This is a genomic window from Acidovorax sp. BL-A-41-H1, assembly GCF_051942715.1.
Genome location: NZ_JBPVJQ010000003.1, coordinates 390,635 through 411,828, shown reverse-complemented (window position 1 = coordinate 411,828; position 21,194 = coordinate 390,635). Strand labels below are relative to the sequence as shown.

Annotated in this window: 16 protein-coding genes; 10 read left to right on the top strand and 6 right to left on the bottom strand. The window is 67.3% G+C overall.

Translation table 11 applies throughout. The annotated features are described in order from the left end of the window. Positions 1-76 precede the first annotated feature (76 nt). Positions 77-955: a hypothetical protein gene (locus ACTPOI_RS02955; RefSeq protein WP_440106250.1), complete on the bottom strand. Its 879-nt coding sequence runs from the start codon at positions 953-955 to the stop codon at positions 77-79. Between the two features lie 245 nt (positions 956-1,200). On the opposite strand from ACTPOI_RS02955, the gene ACTPOI_RS02950 reads away from it, so the two are divergent. After that, positions 1,201-2,124 carry a DMT family transporter gene (locus ACTPOI_RS02950; protein ID WP_440106248.1) on the top strand — a complete coding sequence of 308 codons (924 nt, stop codon included), beginning with the start codon at positions 1,201-1,203 and terminating at the stop codon, positions 2,122-2,124. A gap of 89 nt (positions 2,125-2,213) precedes the next feature. On the opposite strand, the gene pssA is transcribed toward ACTPOI_RS02950, so the two are convergent. Next, on the bottom strand, positions 2,214-2,840 hold the full coding sequence (gene pssA, locus ACTPOI_RS02945) for a CDP-diacylglycerol--serine O-phosphatidyltransferase (RefSeq protein WP_440106246.1): 627 nt from the start codon (positions 2,838-2,840) through the stop codon (positions 2,214-2,216). A gap of 248 nt (positions 2,841-3,088) precedes the next feature. On the opposite strand from pssA, the gene ACTPOI_RS02940 reads away from it, so the two are divergent. Further along, the gene (locus ACTPOI_RS02940; RefSeq protein WP_440106244.1) at positions 3,089-5,038 is read left to right on the top strand and encodes an acyl-CoA synthetase; all 1,950 of its coding nucleotides are present in this window, start codon (positions 3,089-3,091) and stop codon (positions 5,036-5,038) included. Positions 5,039-5,114: 76 nt separating this feature from the next. After that, on the top strand, positions 5,115-6,116 hold the full coding sequence (locus ACTPOI_RS02935; RefSeq protein ID WP_440106242.1) for a Bug family tripartite tricarboxylate transporter substrate binding protein: 1,002 nt from the start codon (positions 5,115-5,117) through the stop codon (positions 6,114-6,116). Positions 6,117-6,173: 57 nt separating this feature from the next. Here ACTPOI_RS02935 and ACTPOI_RS02930 read toward each other — a convergent pair whose 3' ends face one another. Both ACTPOI_RS02930 and ACTPOI_RS02925 read right to left on the bottom strand, forming a co-directional pair. Further along, complete coding sequence (locus tag ACTPOI_RS02930; protein ID WP_440106240.1) at positions 6,174-8,252, bottom strand: acetoacetate--CoA ligase; 2,079 nt, start codon at positions 8,250-8,252, stop codon at positions 6,174-6,176. Positions 8,253-8,363: 111 nt separating this feature from the next. After that, entirely contained in the window at positions 8,364-8,603 is a 240-nt protein-coding gene (locus ACTPOI_RS02925) for a DUF6139 family protein (protein WP_440106238.1), read from the bottom strand. A 311-nt stretch (positions 8,604-8,914) separates the two neighbouring features. Here ACTPOI_RS02925 and glgB point away from each other — a divergent pair, with 311 nt between their 5' ends. From glgB to ubiM, 6 genes are all read left to right on the top strand, one after another. Then, complete coding sequence (gene glgB / locus ACTPOI_RS02920) at positions 8,915-10,864, top strand: 1,4-alpha-glucan branching protein GlgB (protein WP_440106236.1); 1,950 nt, start codon at positions 8,915-8,917, stop codon at positions 10,862-10,864. After that, positions 10,842-13,001: an alpha-1,4-glucan--maltose-1-phosphate maltosyltransferase gene (locus ACTPOI_RS02915; protein ID WP_440106234.1), complete on the top strand. Its 2,160-nt coding sequence runs from the start codon at positions 10,842-10,844 to the stop codon at positions 12,999-13,001. Before glgB ends, ACTPOI_RS02915 begins: the two co-directional genes overlap by 23 nt. Positions 13,002-13,017: 16 nt before the next feature. Then, positions 13,018-16,383 (top strand): maltose alpha-D-glucosyltransferase, encoded by a 3,366-nt coding sequence (gene treS / locus ACTPOI_RS02910; RefSeq protein WP_440106232.1) that lies wholly within the window; start codon positions 13,018-13,020, stop codon positions 16,381-16,383. 80 nt (positions 16,384-16,463) lie between these two features. Then, complete coding sequence (locus tag ACTPOI_RS02905) at positions 16,464-17,180, top strand: mechanosensitive ion channel family protein (protein ID WP_440106230.1); 717 nt, start codon at positions 16,464-16,466, stop codon at positions 17,178-17,180. Positions 17,181-17,428: 248 nt separating this feature from the next. Beyond that, positions 17,429-17,857, top strand: a complete 429-nt coding sequence (locus tag ACTPOI_RS02900; protein ID WP_440106228.1) for a hypothetical protein — start codon at positions 17,429-17,431, stop codon at positions 17,855-17,857. Positions 17,858-18,214: 357 nt separating this feature from the next. Then, positions 18,215-19,504: a 5-demethoxyubiquinol-8 5-hydroxylase UbiM gene (gene ubiM, locus ACTPOI_RS02895; protein ID WP_440106226.1), complete on the top strand. Its 1,290-nt coding sequence runs from the start codon at positions 18,215-18,217 to the stop codon at positions 19,502-19,504. A gap of 297 nt (positions 19,505-19,801) precedes the next feature. On the opposite strand, the gene ACTPOI_RS02890 is transcribed toward ubiM, so the two are convergent. After that, positions 19,802-20,131 (bottom strand): hypothetical protein, encoded by a 330-nt coding sequence (locus ACTPOI_RS02890; protein WP_440106224.1) that lies wholly within the window; start codon positions 20,129-20,131, stop codon positions 19,802-19,804. 26 nt (positions 20,132-20,157) lie between these two features. Further along, entirely contained in the window at positions 20,158-20,538 is a 381-nt protein-coding gene (locus ACTPOI_RS02885) for a hypothetical protein (RefSeq protein WP_440106222.1), read from the bottom strand. Between the two features lie 365 nt (positions 20,539-20,903). Between ACTPOI_RS02885 and ACTPOI_RS02880 the strand changes: the two genes are divergently transcribed. Continuing rightward, positions 20,904-21,071, top strand: coding sequence for a hypothetical protein (locus ACTPOI_RS02880; RefSeq protein ID WP_440106220.1), 168 nt, complete (start codon positions 20,904-20,906; stop codon positions 21,069-21,071). Positions 21,072-21,194 lie beyond the last annotated feature (123 nt).

Below are 21,194 nucleotides of genomic sequence, written 5' to 3'. Positions count from 1 at the left end.
GGGCGTGCCACCGTCGGCCCGTGGCTGCAGGGCGTGTGGGACATGGGCGATGCGCAACGTCAACCGCGGCGCTCCGCTACGGGCGGGCCGCCGCAGGCGACCGTTCCGCGGGCGGCGAATCGCTGTCGGGCACCGGGTAGGCACCGAACAGCGGCGCGGCCGGTTGCGTCTCGGGCAGCACATACACCACGGCGCCCGTGCCGTGCACCAGCGGGCTCAGCACGTTCTCGTAGAACGACACCGGCAGGTTGATGCAGCCAAACGAGATGCGGTTGTCGGCAGGCGTGGCCGACGCCAGGCGCTCCAGCCGGCGTTCGGCTTTCACGTTGGGGCGCACCCGGTGCATGGAGACCGCTGCGTCGTAGTCGACCCACACGATGTCTTCGCCGTTGGCATTGCGCCCCGCCTCGGCCACAAAGCGGCCGGCGGGGGTGGTGCGCTCCTCGGGCCGCACTTGCGACAAGGGCTTGTCGCCCACACCCGGCACCGTGTGGTCGCCGATGGCGGAGCCGAGCAGCGCCGGCGCGGCACCCTTGAGCGCCCCGTCTGCGCCAAATGCGAACACCCTGGCGTTCTTCTTGTCGACCACCACCACACCCCGGCGCCCGTTGTCGCCCGAGTGCAGCGCCCACTGGGCAATGTGGCGCGCATCGGCGGACGCTGGCTCGTTCCCGAACCGGGGCTGGGGCCGTTGCGACGCGACCTCCGCAGGGGTAGAAGCTGCGACCATTGAAACGGAACTCGGAAGTACGGCGGCGCGAGCGACGGGCGGTGCCGTGTTCGGTGCGGCCTGGACCGTGACCAGATGACTGGTGGCGCGCGGCCATAAGAAAACCGGGCCCAGCCCCAGTGCAATCAACAACAGGCCTGCGCCCACCAGCCAGCCGTGCCCGTGCAGCGCCGGCCAGCGGATGCGGCGGACATTGCGAGCAGTAGGCGGCAGACCGGGGGACATGGCTTCTCCTTGGGCAATTCGATCGGAGCGCGCCACGTTGCCGCTGATGTCGTGGCACTGCACGCAGTCACGAATGCCCGTGGCGCATCCCCGTCTGCACCTTAGCCGTCGCGGTACGCGTGCCCTGTGCGCCAATGCCGCGGCGCTTGTAGGACGGGCACCGCACCCCGCACGCACGGCCCTGCCAGCAAGGTGCAGTTCCCTGCGCGACGGCGCATCCGCTGTAGCACTTTCATAATCGGCCGATGCCTCTCACCCGCAAAGCCCACCTCGACGCCCTCGCCATCTCTCTCCTGCTGGGTTGCTGCATGTTCTGGGGCTTCCAGCAGGTGCTGGTCAAGGCCACGGTGGCCGAGGTGGCGCCCGTGTTCCAGGCCTTTGTGCGCTTTGCCATCGCCAGCGCGGCGGTGGCCGCCTGGTGCATCTGGCGCGGGGTGCGGCTGTCACCCGCTGCCGAGCCGCCGGGCGCCGCGCGGGCCGGACTGCTGGCAGGCGCGTTGTTTGCGGGCGAATTTGCGTGCATCTACCTGGGCCTGCAGTACACGTCGGCCTCGCGGCTCACCGTGTTCTTGTATGCGTCGCCCTTCTGGGTGGCGCTGCTGCTGCCGCGCTTTGTGCCCGGCGAGCGGCTGCAGGGCTGGCAATGGCTGGGACTGGCTGCGGCGTTCGTCGGTGTGGGGCTGGCGCTGGGCGATGGCCTGATGGGCCCGGCCAACGCCGCGCTGCCCATGGCCTGGCTGGGCGACCTGCTGGGCCTGCTGGCCGGGCTGATGTGGGCCCTGACCACGGTGGTCATCCGCACCACGCCGCTGGGGCGCATTGCCCCGGCCAAGCAGCTGTTCTACCAGGTGGGCGTGAGCACGCTGGTGCTGCCGGTGCTGTCGCTGGCGCTCGGCGAGCCCTGGGTGTGGCAGTTCAGCACCTTTGCCTGGACGTCGCTGCTGCTGCAGGCGCTGGTGGGCGCGTTTGTGAGCTACCTGGCCTGGATGTGGATGCTGGCGCACTATCCGGCCACCAAGATCTCGGTGTTCGTGTTCCTCACGCCCGTGTTTGCGCTGCTGATCGGTGCACTGTGGCTGGGCGAGCCGGTCACCACCGGGCTGGTGGTGGCGCTGGTGCTGGTGGCGGCGGGGATCGTGCTGGTCAATCGCAAACCGGCTGGGGCATGAATTTCAAGCATTTTTGCGCCCAAGCCCTTACCAAATAATGCCGGGTAGCTATATTATTTATAGCACCGGGCGCCTTGAGCGCAGCGCCGTCAGAGCTTGGGAATGCGGATCCGGCTGATCATCAGCGAGCCCGACACCGCAAACAGCAGCACCAGCGGGTGCAGCGTGAAGCCGCCGATGAGCACCTTGCCAAACCACAGCCCTTCGCGCACGGCGCCCATCCAGGCAGCCAGCGCGAGCACGCCCACGAGCACGATGGAGGTGGGAATCGGCGTGCCCTCGAAATACTTCACCTTGCCGTCCTCGCCCGACAGGGTTTCAGCGGTAACGTTGTAGCGCGCCAGGCGCGAAACGCCACAAGCCACAAAGTACGCGAGCACGATGCGGTCGTACAGGCCCTGCATGCCGCAGCCATACGCAATGATGGCCGGGGCCACACCGAACGAGATCACGTCGGCCAGCGAATCGAGTTCGCGGCCCATGGCCGAGCTTTTCTGGCGCCAGCGGGCAATACGGCCGTCCAGCACGTCAAAAATGAGCGCGGCCAGTACCAGCGCGCACGCGTAGTACACATGGCGCACGTCGCCTGTCTCGAGGAACGTCATGGCCGAGAACAGCGCCCCCACGCCGCACACGGCATTGCCCAGCGTGAACCAGTCGGCCAGATGGAACTCGCGGATCATCGAGAAACGTTTGGGCAGCTGAGGAGTGTTCATGAAAGGGGCACGGTGACAAACAACATGGTCCATTATGGGTGTGCAGGGACAGCCCCCTGGCGCTCAGAGCCGGCTGACGGTCCCGCAAGGGGCAACGCGCCCGGTCTGACATCTGCGTGACTGCTTTTGTTCCGGTACACAGACAGACTGTGGCCACATGGCGGGCGCAACGGGGTAGGAAAAGAGCGCATACACCCCGGCGCGGAAAGCCCTTTCCCCGCCTGGCACCACAGGCCCATCGAGACCCCATGACCCTTCCCTTCCTGCCAATGCCCTACGCCCCGTTCGCCCCCGCCTTCCCGGTGCGCAGCCTGCAAGACGTGCAGCGGCTGGAGGCGCGCCCGCTGGCCGAGGCATTGCCGGTGCAAAGCACCTATGAAATCTTCGTCAATTCGGCCCGGGCTTTCGGCGACAAGCCCGCGCTGACCTTCCTGCCCACGGCAGACCCGGCGCAGGAGCCCGTGCGCTGGACCTATGCCCAGCTGCTGGCCGGCATCCACCAGGCGGCCAACCTTCTGCACCACCTGGGCGTGGGCCCGCAAGACGCCGTGGCCGTGCTGCTGCCCGGCTGCCTCGAATACCACCTGGCCCTGTGGGGCGGCGAGGCGGCCGGCATCGTGCAGCCGCTCAACCCCATGCTCACCGACGAGAAGATCGCGGCCATGATGCGGCTCGCACGCGCCAAGGTGCTGATTGCCTACGGCGCCGAGGGCGACCTGGGCTACTGGAGCAAGGCCCTGCGCCTGCGCGCCCTGGTGCCCACGCTGACCACCGTACTGCGCGTCGCCCCCTACGATGAAGCGCCCGGCGCGACTGGCCCGCTGCCCGCTGGCGTGGTGGACCTGGCCGAGCGGCTGCAGCAACCCGCCGACCGGCTGGTGAGCGGCCGCCGCATTGCAGGCACCGACATCGCCGCGTACTTTCACACCGGCGGCACCACCGGCGCGCCCAAGCTGGCGCGCCACAGCCACGGCGCGCAGGTGTTCACCGCCTGGGGCTGCGTGCAGATGCAGGGCATGACACCGCAGGACGTGGGCATCAACGGCTACCCGCTGTTCCATGTGGCGGGTGTATTGCCGGGCGCCCTGGCCGCCTTGTCGGCGGGGGTGGAAACCGTCATCCCCACCACCAGCCTGTTCCGCAACCGCGAGGTGATCGCGAACTACTGGCGGCTGGTGGAGCGCTACCGCTGCACCTATGTATCGGCCGTGCCCACGGTGCTGGCTGCGCTGGCCAACGTGCCGGTGGGCGGGGCCGACATTGCCACGCTGCGATACTGCCGCACGGGCGCGGCCATTCTTGCGCCCGAGCTGGCGGCGCGGTTTGAACGGCTGTTCGGCCTGCATGTGCACGAAAGCCTGGGCATGACCGAGATGGCGGGCATCTCCACCATCACGCCGCCGGGCGTGCACGCGCCCGCGGGCTGTGTGGGCTGGCGGCTGCCGTACACGCAACTGCGCGTGGTGGCGCTGGATGGGCAAGGCAATGCATCCGACCAGGACATGCCGCCCGGCCAGCCGGGCATGGTGCTGTTCAAGTCACCCAACCTGTTCTCGGGCTTTCTGGATGCGGCCGACACCGCGAAGGCGTTCACGCACGATGGCTGGCTGGCCACGGGGGACCTGGGCTTTGTGGACGACCAGGGCCGCCTGCACCTGAGCGGCCGCTCCAAGGACCTCATCATCCGCAGCGGCCATAACATCGATCCCAAGGTGATCGAGGACGCCCTGGGCGGCCACCCTGCCGTGCAGCTGTGCGCCGCCGTGGGTGCGCCCGATGCCTATGCCGGCGAGCTGCCGGTGGTGTACGCCACGCTGGTGCCCGGCGCGCCACCGGTGACCGAGGCTGAACTGCTGGCCTTCACCGCCGAACGCGTGGACGAAGCCGTGGCCCGCCCGCGCTGGGTGCAGGTGATCGACGCCATGCCCGTGACCAACGTGGGCAAGATCTACAAGCCCGAGCTGCGCCAGCGCGCCGCCTGCCGCACGGTGCAGGCGCTGGTGGACGGCGTGTGCGAAGCATCTCCGGACCTCCCCCGCCCCCAGGTGCAGCTCGAGGGGGACAGCGCGGTGCGCGTGGTGGTGGTCGATTCCGGCGCAGCGCCCGGGCAGTGGCAGGAGCGTCTGCGCGAAGTGCTCGCGCCACTGCCCATCACCGTGCGCATCGCCACCCCCACGGGGTGCCCCCAGACCGCATAGGCCATGGCGTGACGGCCCGCCACCCCTGCACCGCATAGCCCGATCGATTTCCAACAACCATGACAGGAGACACACCATGCCCTTTTCCCGCCTGATGAACCGCCGCACCTGGCTGGGCGCCGCTGCGCTGGCGGCTGCCGCCTGCACCGGCACCACCGCCCTGGCGCAAGCCGCCTATCCCAACAAGCCCATCAAGGTGATCGTGCCCTTTGCCGCTGGTGGCGCCACCGATGTGCTGGCGCGCGTGCTGGCCGAGAAAATGGCCGTGGGCCTGGGCCAGCCCATGGTCATCGACAACAAGCCCGGCGCGGCCGGCATCATCGGCACCGACGCCGTGGCCAAGGCCGCCCCGGATGGCTACACCCTGCTGCTGGGGCTGAGCAACTCCATGCTCACCAACCAGTTCCTGTACACCAAGCTGCCCTACAGCCCCGAGCGCGACATCGCGCCGGTCTACCAGATCGCCATTGCGCCCCTGGTGCTGGTAGCGCACCCCAGCGTGCCGGTGAGCAATGGCCCCGAGCTGCTCAAGCACATCGCGGCCAACAAGGGCAAGGTGGCCTATGGCTCTTACGGCACCGGCGCCTACCCACACCTGGCCGGTGCGTACATGAGCCAGTCGCAAAACGCCGACATGAGCCACGTGGCCTACCGCGGCGAGGCGCCCATGGTGCAGGACATGCTGGGTGGACAGATCCAGATCGGCTTTGCCAGCGCGCTGCAGGTCAAGGCGCACATTGACGCCGGCAAGCTAAAGGCCCTGGGCGTGAGCGGCGAGCGCCGCATGGGCACCCTGCCCAACGTGCCCACCCTGGCCGAGCAGGGCCTGAACGATGAGGCCTACCGCGTGGCCGGCTGGCTGGCTTTCGGCGCGCCCGCTGGCACGCCGCCCGCCATCCTGGAACGCATCGCGGCCGAGGTGCGCAAGGCCACCGAGCTGCCGGACGTGGCCCAGCGCATCGCCGCCATGGGGTTTGATGTGCAAAAGAGCTCGCCCGCGCAGTTTGCGGCGGCCATGGTGAAGGAGCGGCCGGTGTGGGAGCGCCTGATCAAGGCCTCCGGCGCCACGCTGGACTGATCGGGCCGGGCCGCCAGGCGGCCCATGCGATACGCCCGTCGGGCCAGGGCGCTGCGCTCAGCCCTGCGCCGCTGCAGCCCGCTGCGTCGCAAACGCCACATACCAGTCCAGGCAGCCCGGATTGGCCATGGCGTCGCGGTTGACGACCTTGTCGATGGGCTGGCCCAGCAGCAGCTTCTTGATGGGCAGCTCCTGCTTCTTGCCGGTCAGGGTGCGCGGCACCTCGGCCACGGCAAAAATGTCGTCGGGCACAAAGCGCGGGCTGAGCGCCGTACGCACCGCGGCGTTGATGCGGCCGCGCATGGCATCGTCCAGCGCCACGCCGGCGCGCAGCACCACAAACAGCGGCATGTAGCTTTCGCGGCCCAGGTATTCCAGGTCCACCACCATGCTGTCGAGCACTTCGGGCAGCGATTCGACCGCGCTGTAGATCTCGCTGGTGCCCATGCGCAGGCCGTGGCGGTTGATGGTGGCATCGCTGCGGCCGTAGATGGTGCAGCCGCCGTTGGCCCCCACCTTGAGCCAGTCGCCATGCCGCCACACCGCACCCATGCTGGCCGGGCCGTCCCCGCCACCGGGCTGGCGGCCGTGGCCCGCCGGGTACATGTCGAAGTAGCTCGACAGGTAGCGGCTTCCATCCTTGTCGCCCCACAGGTACAGCGGCATCGACGGAATCGGCTGCGCGCACACCAGCTCGCCCACCTCGTCGGTCACGGGCAGGCCTTCGGCATTCCACGATTCCACGGCGGCACCCAGCATCCGGCACTGCATCTCGCCCGGCACCTGGGGCAGCTCGCGGTTGCCGCCAATGAAGGCGCCGCAAAAGTCGGTCCCGCCTGAAATGTTGTTCCACCAGATATCAGGCGTACCCAGTGCCTCGAACTGCGCCGTGCCCCACTGCTGCACCTCGGGCGACAGGGGCGAGCCGGTGGTGCCCAGCGCGCGGATGCGGGTGAGGTCGCCGCAGTCGGCCAGCTGCAGGCCCGACTTCATGCAGTTGGCAAAAAACGCCGCGCCTGCGCCAAAGAAGGTGACGCCCGTCTCGGCCGCAAAGCGCCACAGCACGCCCCAGTCGGGGTGGTCCTTGCTGCCGCCGGGGTTGCCGTCATAGATCACGCAGGTGGTGCCCGACAGCAGGCCCGACAGCTGCGCGTTCCACATCACCCAGCCGGTGGAGCTGTACCAGTGGTAGCGCTCGCCAAAGCTGTTGGCCGCGTAGCTGCAGCCGATGTCGTTGTGCAGCACCTTCAGCTGCAGCGCCACCAGCAGCGTGCCGCCATGGCCGTGCACGATGGGCTTCGGTAACCCGGTGGTGCCGCTGGAGTAAACGATCCACAGCGGGTGGTCAAACGGCAGCCACAGGGGCTCGAAATTGGCCGTTTCAGCATCATTTCGGCCTGTAGCGCTGGTCCAATCTGCCCATTCAGCTATTGAATTTGTAGCATCCAGATTGCTGAGCAGCACCGCGTGCTTCACGGTGGGCAGTGCGGCGCGCAGCTCCTGCAGGACGCCGGTGCGGTCGTGGTCGCGGCCGCCATAGGTCACGCCGTCCACGCCGATCAGCACGGTGGGCTCGATTTGCTGGAAGCGGTCGAGCACCGCAGCCGTGCCCATGTCGGGCGCGCAGATGCTCCACACGCCGCCAATCGCCACGGTGGCCAGCAGCGCCACCATGGCTTCGGGCACGTTGGGCAGGTAGGCGGCCACGCGGTCGCCGGGTTGCACGCCCTGCGCCTGCAGGTGCAGCGCCAGCGCCGCCACCTGCCGGCGCAGCTCGGGCCAGGGCATCTCGCGGTGCTGGCCTTTTTCGTTGCGGCTGATGATGGCCGGCAGGCCAGCGGCGTGGGCTGCATCCACATGCCGCAGGGCCTGACGCGCGTAGTTGACCTGCGCGCCCGGGAACCACTGGGCGCCCGGCATGGTGTTCCTGGCCAGCGCTGCCGTGTGCGGCGTGGGCGACTCGATTTCGAAGTAATCCCACATGGTCTGCCAGAAGGCGTCCAGCTCGGTGATGGACCAGCGCCACAGGGCGTCGTAGCTGTCGAACTGCAGGCCGCGCTGGTCGCGCAGCCAGTCCTGGTACAGGCGGATCTGCGGAATGTACGGGGGCTGGGGGGTGTTGTGGTTTGTCTCCATGCGGGTCAGGTTACCAGCGCATGGGCGCCCCTGCCAGCGGGGTCGTCCCGCAATTGACAGGGCCTGCCGGTAGCGCGCCAAGGCTGCGCGCCCTGGCGCATCTTCGCGCGGTCAGCCCGGGGTGGTCTGGTCCACGCTGGTGATGGCGTAGCCCTTGCGCTGCAGCTGCTCGCCCGGCCGCTCGATGCCGTATTCGTCCCAGCGCTCCAGCGCCTCGTCCAGCTCGGTGCCGGCTGCCTCGCCCACCCAGTCGGTGTTGGTCGCTTCCTCGGGAATGGGCTGGCCCTCGGGCACGGCCAGGTGAGAGAACTTGCCGCCGTTTTCGGGGCGGCGGTAGATGTCTACAAGCATGCAGGGGTCCTTTGAATCCGGTGAAGAAAAAGCGGACGTCTCGACACAGATGGGCGTCCACCCGACCTTCCCACTCTAGAGAAGCGTACTGCGCGCCAGCGTAGGAAAAGAGCGCCTAGGGACCACGGGACACACCCCGCCAGCGCATTCCTACAGCCCTGCAAGGCGCTGTCCCACCGGCCGTTGCGCGGCTGCCGCGCGGCCACCCACGGCCCCGCTGTGCGCCAATGAAATGGACGACGCGACCCCCACCGGCAGCGGCCACAAACAAGGCCGCCTGCATCCGGCAGAACAACGCCCGAGGAACCCCAGTGCATGCATCACCCCCACAGAACCCGGCTTTAACGACGCATGCGTTCACCGCGCATGACGCCTATCTTTTCAGGGAGGGCACGCATTCGCGCCTGTACCAGAAGCTCGGTTGCCACCTGTGGGCCGATGGGCCGGGCGCGGACCTGGCCGTGTGGGCACCCAACGCCGCGGCGGTATCGGTGATTGGCGACTGGAACGGCTGGAACCCCGACGCCGACCCGCTGCGCCCGCGCGGCGATGACAGCGGCGTGTGGGAGGGCGCTGTGGCCAGTGTCGCGCACGGCCAGGCCTACAAGTTCCGCATCGTCACGCCGGATGGACAGGTACTGGAAAAGGCCGACCCCTTTGCCCTGTGCGCAGAACTGGCCCCTGCCACCGCCTCACGGGCCTGGGCGCTGGACTACACCTGGGGCGACGATGACTGGATGGCCACGCGCGGCGCGCGCAATGCGCTCGACGCCCCCATGTCCATCTACGAGGTGCACCTGGGCTCATGGCGGCGCGAGGGCGGCGAGTTCATGGGCTACAGGGCGCTGGCCCACGCACTGGCCGACTATGTGACGGACCTGGGCTTCACGCATGTGGAGCTGATGCCCATCACCGAGCACCCGTTCTACGGATCGTGGGGATACCAGACCACCGGCTACTTTGCGCCCACCGCCCGCTATGGCACGCCGCAGGACTTCATGTACTTCGTGGACCACCTGCACCAGCGCGGCATTGGCGTGCTGCTGGACTGGGTGCCCTCGCATTTCCCGGCCGACGCACACGGGCTCGACCGCTTTGACGGCACGCACCTGTACGAGCATGCGGACCCGCGCCAGGGCTACCACCCCGAGTGGAACTCCAGCATCTTCAACTACGGCCGCCACGAGGTGCGCAGCTTTCTGGTGTCGTCGGGCATGTTCTGGCTGGATCAGTACCACCTCGATGGCCTGCGCGTGGATGCGGTGGCCTCGATGCTGTACCTGGACTATGCGCGCAAGCCGGGCGAGTGGATTCCCAACCGCCACGGCGGGCGCGAGAACCTGGAAGCCATCGAGTTCCTGCGGCACCTCAACCGCGCGCTGTACCGCGACCACCCCGACACCGTGAGCATTGCCGAGGAATCGACCGCGTGGCCGATGGTGTCGCGCCCCATCGAGATGAACGGGCTGGGCTTTGGCATGAAGTGGAACATGGGCTGGATGCACGACAGCCTGTCGTACATGAAGGAAGACCCGATCAATCGGCGCTACCACCACCACAAGCTCACGTTTTCGATGGTGTATGCCTTCAACGAAAACTTTGTGTTGCCCCTCTCGCACGACGAGGTCGTGTACGGCAAGGGCTCGCTCATCGAGAAGATGCCGGGCGACGACTGGCAGCAGTTTGCCAACCTGCGCACGCTGTTCGGCCTGATGTGGGCGCACCCCGGCAAGAAGCTGCTGTTCATGGGCTGCGAGTTTGCCCAGCGCCGCGAATGGACGCACGAGGGCCAGCTTGAATGGGACAGCGCCGGCTGGGACCGCCATACGGGCGTGCAGCGGCTGGTGCAGGCCCTGAATGGCGTGTACCGCGCCCATCCAGCCCTGCACGCGGTGGATTTTTCGGCCGAAGGTTTTGAATGGCTGGAGGCCGACGATGCCGCGCAAAGCGTGATCGCCTTCCTGCGCAAGCCCCGGCACGGCAGCGCAGATGCGCCGGTGATGGTGGTCTGCAACATGACGCCGATCCCGCGCGAGAACTACATCGTCGGCGCACCCGAGGCCGGCTACTGGCGCGAAGTCCTCAACTCCGACGCGCGCGAATTCGGCGGTGCAGGCTGGGGCAACCTGGGCGGCGTCGATTCCACACCCGTGCGCTCGCGGCGCTTCAGCCACTCCCTGTGCCTCACGCTGCCTCCGCTGTCTGTCCTCTACCTCTCGCCCACGCGGCCGCACGCCCATGACGATGATGACCACGCCTAGCCCCACCCCCATCCTGCTGCAGCCCGCCGAGGCCGCGGGCCGCACACCGCCGCGCTGGCCGCAGGACGGCCGTGCGCGTGCCGTGGTCGAAGCCGTGCTGCCCGCGGTGGACGGCGGCCGCTTTGCCGCCAAGTGCATTGCAGGCGAATCCTTTGCGGTGACGGCGCACTGCTTTACCGACGGCCACGACGCACTGCGCGTGGTGCTGCAGTGGCGCGCCGAGGGCGATGCAGTGCCCACTGAGCCCGCCGAGTTGCCCATGCAGCTGCTGGGCAACGACGAATGGCAGGCGTCCTTTGTGCCGCCCGTGCCCGGCCGCTACCACTACACGGTGGTGGCCTGGGTGGACGCGTTCGACTCGTGGCGGCGCGAGCTGGTGCGGCGCGTGGACCCCGATGACATCCGCATCGCGGCCCGTGTGGGCGCGCTGGAGATCGCGGCCGCCGCCATGCGGGCCGAGAGCGCCGACCGCGCCGCGCTGGTGGACTGGGCGCAGGCGCTGGAAGACGGGGCGCTGGCGCCCGCACCGGTGGCCCGCAACGAGGTCGGTGACAGCACCATCGACGCGGACGCAGAGCAAGCCGACGCGCTGAAGGCGCTTGCTTTGAACGAGGAATTGGCCGAACTTGCCAACCGCTACCCCGACCGTCGCCACGCAGTACGCTTTCGCACCGAACTGCCCCTGGTGGCCGACCCGGAGCGCGCGCGCTTCAGCAGCTGGTACGAATTGTTCCCGCGTTCGGCCGCGCCCGAGCCGGGCCGCCACGGCACCTTCCGCGATGTGCTGCAGCGCCTGCCTGCCATCGCGGGCATGGGCTTTGACGTGCTGTACTTCCCGCCCATCCACCCCATCGGCCGGGTGCAGCGCAAGGGCCGCAACAACGCGCTGGTGGCGCAGGAGGGCGACGTGGGCAGCCCCTGGGCCATTGGCGCGGCCGAAGGCGGGCACAAGTCCATTCTGCCCGCACTGGGCACCGCGGCCGACTTCCGCGAGCTTGTCACTGCAGCACGCGCACAGGGCCTGGAGGTGGCGCTGGACATTGCCTTCCAGTGCGCGCCCGACCACCCCTACGTGACCGAGCACCCCGACTGGTTCCGCTGGCGGCCCGACGGCACCGTGCAGTACGCCGAGAACCCGCCCAAGAAGTACCAGGACATCTACCCCTTCAACTTCGAGTGCGACGACTGGCAGGGCCTGTGGGCAGAACTCAAGAGCATCTTCACGCACTGGATCGGCGAGGGCGTGCGCATCTTCCGCGTGGACAACCCGCACACCAAGGCGTTTCCGTTCTGGGAATGGGTCATCACCGAGATCAAGCGCGAGCAGCCGGATGTGCTGTTTCTGTCGGAAGCCTTCACGCGGCCCAAGGTGATGCACGGACTGGCCAAGCGGGGCTTTTCGCAGTCATACACGTACTACACCTGGCGCAACACCAAGGAAGAACTCACCGAGTACTTCACCGAGCTGTCGGCAGGGCCGGGCACGGACTACTTCAGGCCCAACGTGTGGCCCAACACGCCTGACATCCTGCACGAACACCTGCAGGGCGGCGAGCCCGCCGTGTTCATGTCGCGCCTGGCGCTGGCAGCCACGCTGGCGGCCAGCTACGGCATCTATGGCCCGGCGTACGAGCTGCTGGAGCACCTGCCGCGCCATGCGGGCAGCGAGGAGTATCTGGACTCTGAAAAGTACCAGCTACGCCACTGGAACCTCGATGCGCCCAGCAGCCTGGCGCCCTTCATCACGCGCATCAACCAGATCCGCAAGGAGAACCCGGCCTTGCAGTCTGACGGCAGCCTGCGCTTCCTGCAGATCGACAACCCGCACCTGATGGCCTACGCCAAGCGCTCGGCCGATGGCCGCAATACCGTGGTCACCGTGGTCAACCTGGATGCGCACAACACGCAGTCGGGCTGGGTGAACCTGGATGCCAGCTGGGTGGCCGATAGCGGGGCCGACGGGGAAGCGGCTGCGCCAGCCGAGCACTGGCAGATGCACGACCTGCTGAGCCAGCAGCGCTTTGTGTGGCAGGGCGACTGGCACTTTGTGCAGCTCGATCCGCACCGCATGCCGGCCCACATCTTCGTGGTGCGCCGGCATCTGCGCCGCGAACACGACTTTGACTATTTCGAGTGAACCCGAGCAAGCACCCATGAGCGCCATTCCCGCACCCACGCACCCGCTGCCCGAAACCCAGCCCGGCATCACGCCCGAGAACCCCGAGATCGACATCAGCGACGACCCGCTGTGGTACCGCGATGCGGTGATCTACCAGCTCAATGTGAAGGCGTTTTTTGACACCAATGGCGACGGCGTGGGCGACTTCAAGGGCGTGACGGCCAAGCTCGACTACGTGAAAGAGCTGGGCGTCAACACCATCTGGCTGATGCCGTTCTACCCCTCGCCGCTGCGCGACGACGGCTACGACATCTCCGAGTACGACAACGTGCACCCGCAATACGGCACGCTCGATGATTTCAAGGAAATGCTCGACGCCGCGCACGAGCGCGGCCTGCGCGTGATCACCGAGCTGGTCATCAACCACACCTCGGCCGACCACCCGTGGTTCCAGGCCGCGCGCCGTGCGCCGCCCGGCTCGCCCGAGCGCAACTTTTATGTGTGGAGCGACACCGACCAGATCTACCAGGGCACGCGCATCATCTTCACCGACACCGAAACGTCGAACTGGAGCTGGGACCCGGTGGCCAAGCAGTACTACTGGCACCGCTTCTTCAGCCACCAGCCCGACCTGAATTTCGACAACCCGGCGGTGATGGAGGCGGTGCTGAAAACCATGCGCTTCTGGCTGGACATGGGCGTGGATGGATTCCGGCTCGACGCCATTCCCTACCTGATCGAGCGCGACGGCACCAGCAACGAGAACCTGCCCGAGACGCACGCCGTCATCAAGCAGCTGCGCGCCGCGATTGATGCCGAATACCAAAACCGCTTTCTGCTGGCCGAGGCCAACATGTGGCCTGAGGATGTGCGCGAGTACTTTGGCGATGGTGACGAGTGCCACATGGCGTATCACTTCCCGCTCATGCCGCGCATGTACATGGCGATTGCGCAGGAAGACCGCCACCCCATCGTCGAGATATTGCAGCAGACGCCCGAGATTCCCGATGGCTGCCAGTGGGCGATCTTCTTGCGCAACCACGACGAGCTGACGCTGGAGATGGTGACCAGCAAGGAGCGCGACTACATGTACACCATGTACGCCGCCGACACGCGCGCGCGCATCAACTTAGGCATACGCCGCCGGCTGGCGCCGCTGATGGAAAACGACCTCGACCGCGTCAAGCTCATGAACGGCATGCTGCTGTCCATGCCGGGCTCGCCCATCATCTACTACGGCGACGAGATCGGCATGGGCGACAACGTGTTTGTGGGCGACCGCAACGGCGTGCGCACCCCCATGCAGTGGAGCCCCGACCGTAACGCCGGCTTTTCGCGCGCAGACCCGCAGCGCCTGTACCTGCAGCCCATCATGGATGCGATGTACGGCTACGAGGCGCTGAACGTGGAGACGCAGGCGCGCGACCAGAGCTCGCTGCTGAACTGGACGCGCCGCATGCTCGCCGTGCGCAAGACCAGCCACGCGTTCGGCCGTGGCAAGCGCATATTTCTGAAGCCCGGCAATCGCAAGATCCTGGCGTACCTCAGCGAATACGAGGACGACGTGATCCTCACGGTGTTCAACCTCTCGCGCGCGGCGCAGCCGGTGGAGCTGGACCTCACCGCCTACAAGGGCCGCGCGCCGGTGGAGATGCTGGGCCGCACCACCTTCCCGCCCATTGGCGAGCTGCCCTACCTGCTCACGCTGCCCTCGTACGGCTTCTACTGGTTTCGCCTGTCTACCGACGCCGAGATTCCGCCCTGGCACCAGGACGGCCTCGATCTGCAGGAGCGCCCGGTGCTGGTGCTTTTTGACGGCTGGACCAGCTTCTTCCGCGACCAGGTCATGCCCTGGCGCATGTCCATGGCCGAGCGCATGCGCACCCAGCTGGAGACCGACACCCTGCCCCGGTTTCTGGAGGTGCAGCGCTGGTACGCGGACAAGGGCACCAGCGTGCAGCGCGCGCGGCTGGACGACCATGCCATCTGGTCGCAAGACGGTAACGAATGGATGCTGCCCCTGCTGTCCATCGACGGACCCGACGAGCCCGCTACGTACTTCGCACCGCTGGCCCTGGCCTGGGAAGATGCCGACGAAGAACGCATGAAGCGCCTGGCCCCTGGCGGACTGGCGCGGGTGCGCCAGCAGGCCAACGTGGGTGTGATGGGCGACGCCTTCCACGACGAGACCTTTTGCCGCGCCGTGGTGCGCGCGATGGGCGACAACCTCGAGCTGGGCACCGCACGCGGGCGCCTGCGCTTTCGGCCCACGGCAGAGTTTGCGGCCATCGCCAGCAATCTGGATGCGCTGCCCGTGAGCCGCCCCAGCGCGCAAAGCAGCAACACGGTGGTGACGTTTGACGACACGCTGTTCCTCAAGGGCTACCGCCGCCTGCGCCCGGGGCTCAACCCCGAACTGGAGATGGGCCGCTTTCTGACCGAGGTGGCGCGCTTTCCGCACTGCGTACCCGTGGCGGGCGCGTTGGAATACACCGCCACCGACGGCACGCAGATGACGCTAGCGCTGGTGCAGGCCTACGTGGCGAACCAGGGCGATGGCTGGGACTACACGCTGGGCTACCTGGAGCGGTTTCTGGAGGACGCCCGGATTGCGCCGCCCGATGAGATACCGGCAGCCGATGTGCACGGCGGCTACCTCGCACTGGCCAGGATGCTGGGCACGCGCACCGCGCAACTGCACCAGGCGCTGTCGCTGCGATCGGGCTACCCGTCTTTCGACCCCGAGCCGCTGACCGCGCAGGACGTGCTGAACTACCGCCAGCGTGCCGCCACGGAAGCCGCCGACACCCTGGCGCAGCTGGAGCAGCGCCTTACCGAGCTGCCCGCCGCCGCACAGGCGGACGCGCAGGCCCTGCTGGCACGGCGCGGCGCCCTGCTGGAGCGCATCCACGCAGTGCCGGGCGGCGCGCCGGGCGGTCTCAAGACGCGCTTTCATGGCGACTACCACCTGGGCCAGGTGCTGGTCACGGGCAACGACTTCATCATCATCGACTTCGAGGGCGAACCGGGCCGCAGCTTCGAGCAGCGGCGCACCAAGGGATCGCCACTGCGCGACGTGGCCGGCATGCTGCGCTCGTTCAACTATGCGCGCTGGGCCGCCCTGAAACACACCACGCAAACCACCGAAGAAGTGCTGCGGCTGGACGCTGACGTGCAGCAGTGGGAGCAGGCCACGCGTGCAGCCTTCCTGGGCGCCTACACCGCGCAGATGGCCGGCACCGAGGCCGAGCGCCGCACGGCCGAGGGGCTGCTGGCGCTGTTCGAGATCGAAAAGGCCGTGTATGAGCTCCGCTACGAGCTGGGCAACCGCGTGGACTGGGTACAGGTGCCGCTGCAAGGGCTGCTGGCGCTGGCAGGCGCCACGGCCGACGGTGCCTGACCCGCGGGCGGCTCCCTCTCTGCAGCTCACTCCTCGTCCCATCCTTCACCCCTCCTCCCCTTATCTACCGAGAGACCTTCATGGACAACTTCGGAATTCACCTGGAGCCAGCGCGCGCCATGCTCTTTCAGGTGGGCGCTTACCTGCCCCGCCTGCTGATCGCCATCGTCATCGTGGCGGGCGGCTGGCTGCTGGCCAAGGCAGCGCGCTTCGCCGTCACGCGCGGGTTGCGGGCCATCAACTTCCGCGTGCTCACCGAGCGCTCGGGGCTGGACGGCTTTTTGCGCCAGGGCGGCATGGCGGGCGACACCACCGACATCTTCGGGCTGCTGGCGTACGGGCTGGTGATCCTGGCAGCGCTGCTGGTGGCCTTCAACGGGCTGGGGCTGAGCTACGTGACCGCACTGCTCAGCCAGGTGATGTGGTTTGTGCCCAACCTGTTTATTGCGCTGCTTATCCTGGCGTTTGGCAGCTACTTTGCGCGGTTTGTGGGCAACACCGTCACGTCGTACGCACGGCGCAGCAAGCTGCAGGACGCCGCCCTGCTGGGCACGCTGGCGCAGTACGCCATCGTGGTGTTTGTGGTGCTGATCGCGCTGGACCAGCTCAAGGTGGGCGGCGACATCGTGCGCCAGAGCTTCCTCATCATTCTGGGCGGCCTGGTGTTTGCGGTGGCGCTGGCCTTTGGGCTGGGCGGCAAAGACTGGGCGGCAGAGCGCATCGAGAGCTGGTGGCCGCGTGTGCGCAAGCCGGGCCCGACGCCCGAAGCGCCGGTGGACCGCGAGCCGTTGCGCTGAGGGCCCCAGGCCCGGGGCTGGTGGCGGCCGGTGGAAGGCTGCTTGCGGCCCGCCAGGGTGCCCCAGCGGCACTTTCCAAGCATTTTTACGCGTAAGTCCAGTAAATATCATCGCCTTCAGCTATCAAAACAGGAGCGTTTGCATACCGTTGCGGCCCGGGGGTGCGCGGGGTCTATGATCCGCAGCCACCACCGCTCCCGGCCACTGCAGGCCGGGTCCCTTTCGAGCCAACCCGCGTTCCCTGCCCGATGCAACTGCTCCTGTCCGCCTGGCCTGCACTGACTTGGGCGCTGCCCGCACTGGTGCTCCTGTCCGCCGTCGTCTTTCTTGCCAAGGGCAACCGCAGCGCCTTCGGTCACCTGCTGGCCTTGCTGGCCTGCTTTGTGATCGCGGCATTGCTGATGGAATTTTTCACCTTCATGGCGGCGCGCATGGCCCGCGCCGGCAGCACCCAGGCCGACCCCGTGCTGGGCAGCGGCACGCGCCAGCTGCTGGCCACCATCGCCAACCCGCGCTCCCTCATGGCACCGCCGCTGTCGCTGCCGTGGGTGGCCGCATGGTCGGTGCCCGTGGCCTACCTGTGGCTGCTGGTGGCGTGGGTGCTGCACCTGCGCGGCAAGCGCGGCGGCAGCAAGAAGGCAGGCAAGGCACCGCGCAAGAAGGCGGCCAGGGGCTGACCTGGCTTCAAGGCAACGCTGAACCAGCATCACGCGCACGGCGCATGCATGGCTCAGCGCGGTCGCGGCGCTGCACATCCTCGTCATAGCGACGGCCGTCCCTGTGGTTTGCGCATTGCAACCCATCCCGGTCCAGGGGCCGCTCCAGCGCGGAGACTTGTTCCGCTTGGCCTCAAGGCGTTTTTGGCTGGTGGCGCTTGATTCATAAGCACTGACAGCTCGCTTTTTGATAGCACTGGCGGTGCCGCGGGTTGACCCACGGCAAAACCCGCAGGGGCGGGCGCCAGCACAATGGCCGTCCGCTCAAAACTCCTGCGGGCTGGCGCAGCGCCCGTGCGTGCCGCCCGCGCTGCTGCCATGACATCCCCTGACAGTGACGTCCTCATCGTGGGCGCCGGCCCGGCCGGACTTTCGCTGGCCATCGCACTTTCACAGGCCGGGTTCACCGCCACCGTGGTCGAGCAACTTCCCGCCGCCACGCTGGCCGACCCGGCCCCCGACGGCCGCGAGATCGCCCTGACCCACCCCAGCCGCGCCACGCTGCAACGGCTGGGCAGCTGGAGCGCGCTGGCCCCGCACGAGGTGAGCGAGATCCACGAGGCCCAGGTGCACGATGGCCCGCTGGGCCAGCACGGCGCGCTGCAACTGAACGCGGGCAACGCCGGTACGCGGACGACGCCCGCCGCGCCCGCGCCCGGCCCGCTGGGTTTCATCGTGCCCAACCACGCCCTGCGCCGCAGCGCCTTCGCCGTGGCGCAGCGCATGCCGGGCGTGCGCATCCTCACCGGCGCGCAGGTCACACGGGTGTCCACCCACGGCCCTCTGGCCGCGCTGGACTACGTGACTGATGGCGAGGCTGGACCGCAGCGCCTGCACGCCCCGCTGCTGGTGGCCGCCGACAGCCGGTTTTCTGCCACGCGCCGCCAGCTGGGTCTGGGCGCGCAGATGACCGACTTTGGCCGCACCGTGATCGTCTGCCGGATGCGCCACACGCAGCCGCACGGCAATGTCGCGCACGAATGCTTTGGCTACGAACGCACGCTGGCCGTGCTGCCGCTGCCCGATGACCCCGAACACGGCCACGCGCTGTGCTCGGTGGTGGTCACCGCCGGTGCGGCCGACGCCGCAGCGCTGATGGCGCTGGACCCCGCAGCCTTTGCCGCCCAGGTGCAAGCGCAGTTTGCCCAGCGCCTGGGCCCCATGGCGCTGGAGGGCGAACGCCACGCCTACCCGCTGGTGGCCGTGTACGCCGACCGGTTTGCAGCCCCCCGCTGCGCCCTGCTGGGCGACGCCGCCGTGGGCATGCACCCGGTCACGGCGCATGGCTACAACCTGGGGCTGGCGGGCGTGGAGCGGCTGGTGGCGGCACTGGTGGCCGCGCGCCGGAAGGGGCAGGACATTGGCGCGGCCGACGTGCTGGCCGGCTATGCCAGCGCCCATCACCGCCACGCCTGGCCCATCTACCAGGGCACCAACGCCATCGTGCGGCTGTACACCGATGCCCGGCCCCTACCGCGCCTGCTGCGCCAGCTGGTGCTGCAGGGCGCCCGCCGCCTGCCACCGCTGCAGGCGGCCATCGTGGGGCAGCTTACGGGCAAGCCGCCTGTGTGGGCGCGTTGGGCAGCGGGGCCAGCGGCGCTTCGCTGAATGGGCTGTGGCTTGATCGTTCGGGGAAGGTTGGCAGCAGTCAACTGTGAGGCGGAGGCGCTTGCGATATTGGAATCTCGGTGCGCGCGACACGGGAAATTGATCTGCGAGGGTTTCGCGTCACTGACCTTTAGACTTTGCTCGGGGCAGGGCCTGGGCGCTTGGCGGACGATAGTGACTACGCTGAAACCATGACCGAGATCGGCTATGAGAAGCCTGCAACGGCCGATGAAAGCGGACGCTCAACGGCAAAGGCAGGCCCGCTTGACTACTGGGTTAGGCCCAGCGAGTTGAGGCCTACTTTGCAGATTCATCGAAGTACGGTTCGCCAGAAAGCCAGTAAAACTCGTACTTCCCCTGAAGCTTGACTAGAAATCCATCAAGATCAGATGCCAGACTGAGTGCCTGAAGTTCATCAATGCCCTTTGAATCCGCGAGTTCGGAAAACATCCCATCGAACTCCACCGGGCACGAAGCAAATTCTTCCCCTGATGCCCAATAGGGAACTCCCACGCGATATGTGACCTCTTTGCGCTCGCCGGTGTCCCTGCGTACAGCGATCAGTTTGCGCTCTGCGATAAATTGAGACATTCGCTTGTTCGAGAGATTGTGCGAAATGGCGTTCAAAACGACTAACGTAGATGAACGGCCCGTTAGATTGCAGCCGCCAGGAATGCCGTCGAGCCCACATAGGCCTCCATGCTACGCAGATCTTTCACAAAAGCATCGATCTGAGCTGGGACAGCCTGCAGGACAACGGACACCGTCTCTCGGCCTCCCTGCTTTGATTCGTCCCAGATCTCCACCGTCACAGCCAAATGCCCGGAACCGTCGATGCACTTGAACCGGAGTGAAGCTCCGCCAAGAAGCAACCCAGGAAGGTCGCCGCCGAACTTGTACTCCCTCGCGTCAGTCAGGTCTCGAGGGAACCCCTCGAGGTGGTCCGCAAACTTCTCTGCCTCGTTCAGAGCAGCGTAGCAGGACGTTCCTCCCGAGAAGCGACCACTATCCGCGCGCAAGCCGAGCTCGAGCATGTGCCCGTCGACCCAAACGATCTCGAGTTTTAACCCTGGCTTGTCCACTGCAATCTAACGTTGAAAGTAACCGGCACCGGAGCGCCAGCGGAGGGTACCCAAACTGCGCAGCGGTTTGGGTGTCCGGTTGACTGACCTGTTGGGCGGGGCGCATGCGGTCATTGTGCGTGCCATTGAATTTGTGAGACCCCGGGAATGCCCTCCACGATGGCACCCACGTTGCTTCTAAGGGTCGAGAAAGCCGGCGCTACGTCGGTACGGCGAAGGCGACCAAGCAGACCTAGCTCCGCCGACAAGAGCAGCTGCCAGTTTGTGGTGCTGCCCTCTTCGTTCGCGCAACCGACCCACAGCCTGAACGGCTTGCGATGGACGACAACGAGGCGAGCAAAGTCTTCTTCGATGACGCCCTCGACCGGCATGCCGCATTCAGGGAGCTGCGCCGCAACGTATTGCGCAAGCGCCTTGCCGTAGATGCCCGGGTTAATGTCTTCGTCCTCGCCTGGTTCAATCGCGAAGTGGCTGCTAGTGAATGAGACTCTCGCTCTCATGGCGCCCAACGTAATTTAGACCGCAAAACCTGCGGGATAAACTGGACCATGCGGGATATTCTGGACACCGATTCCTCCTGAAAGTGGCTTGCAGCATAGGTTTGCGAG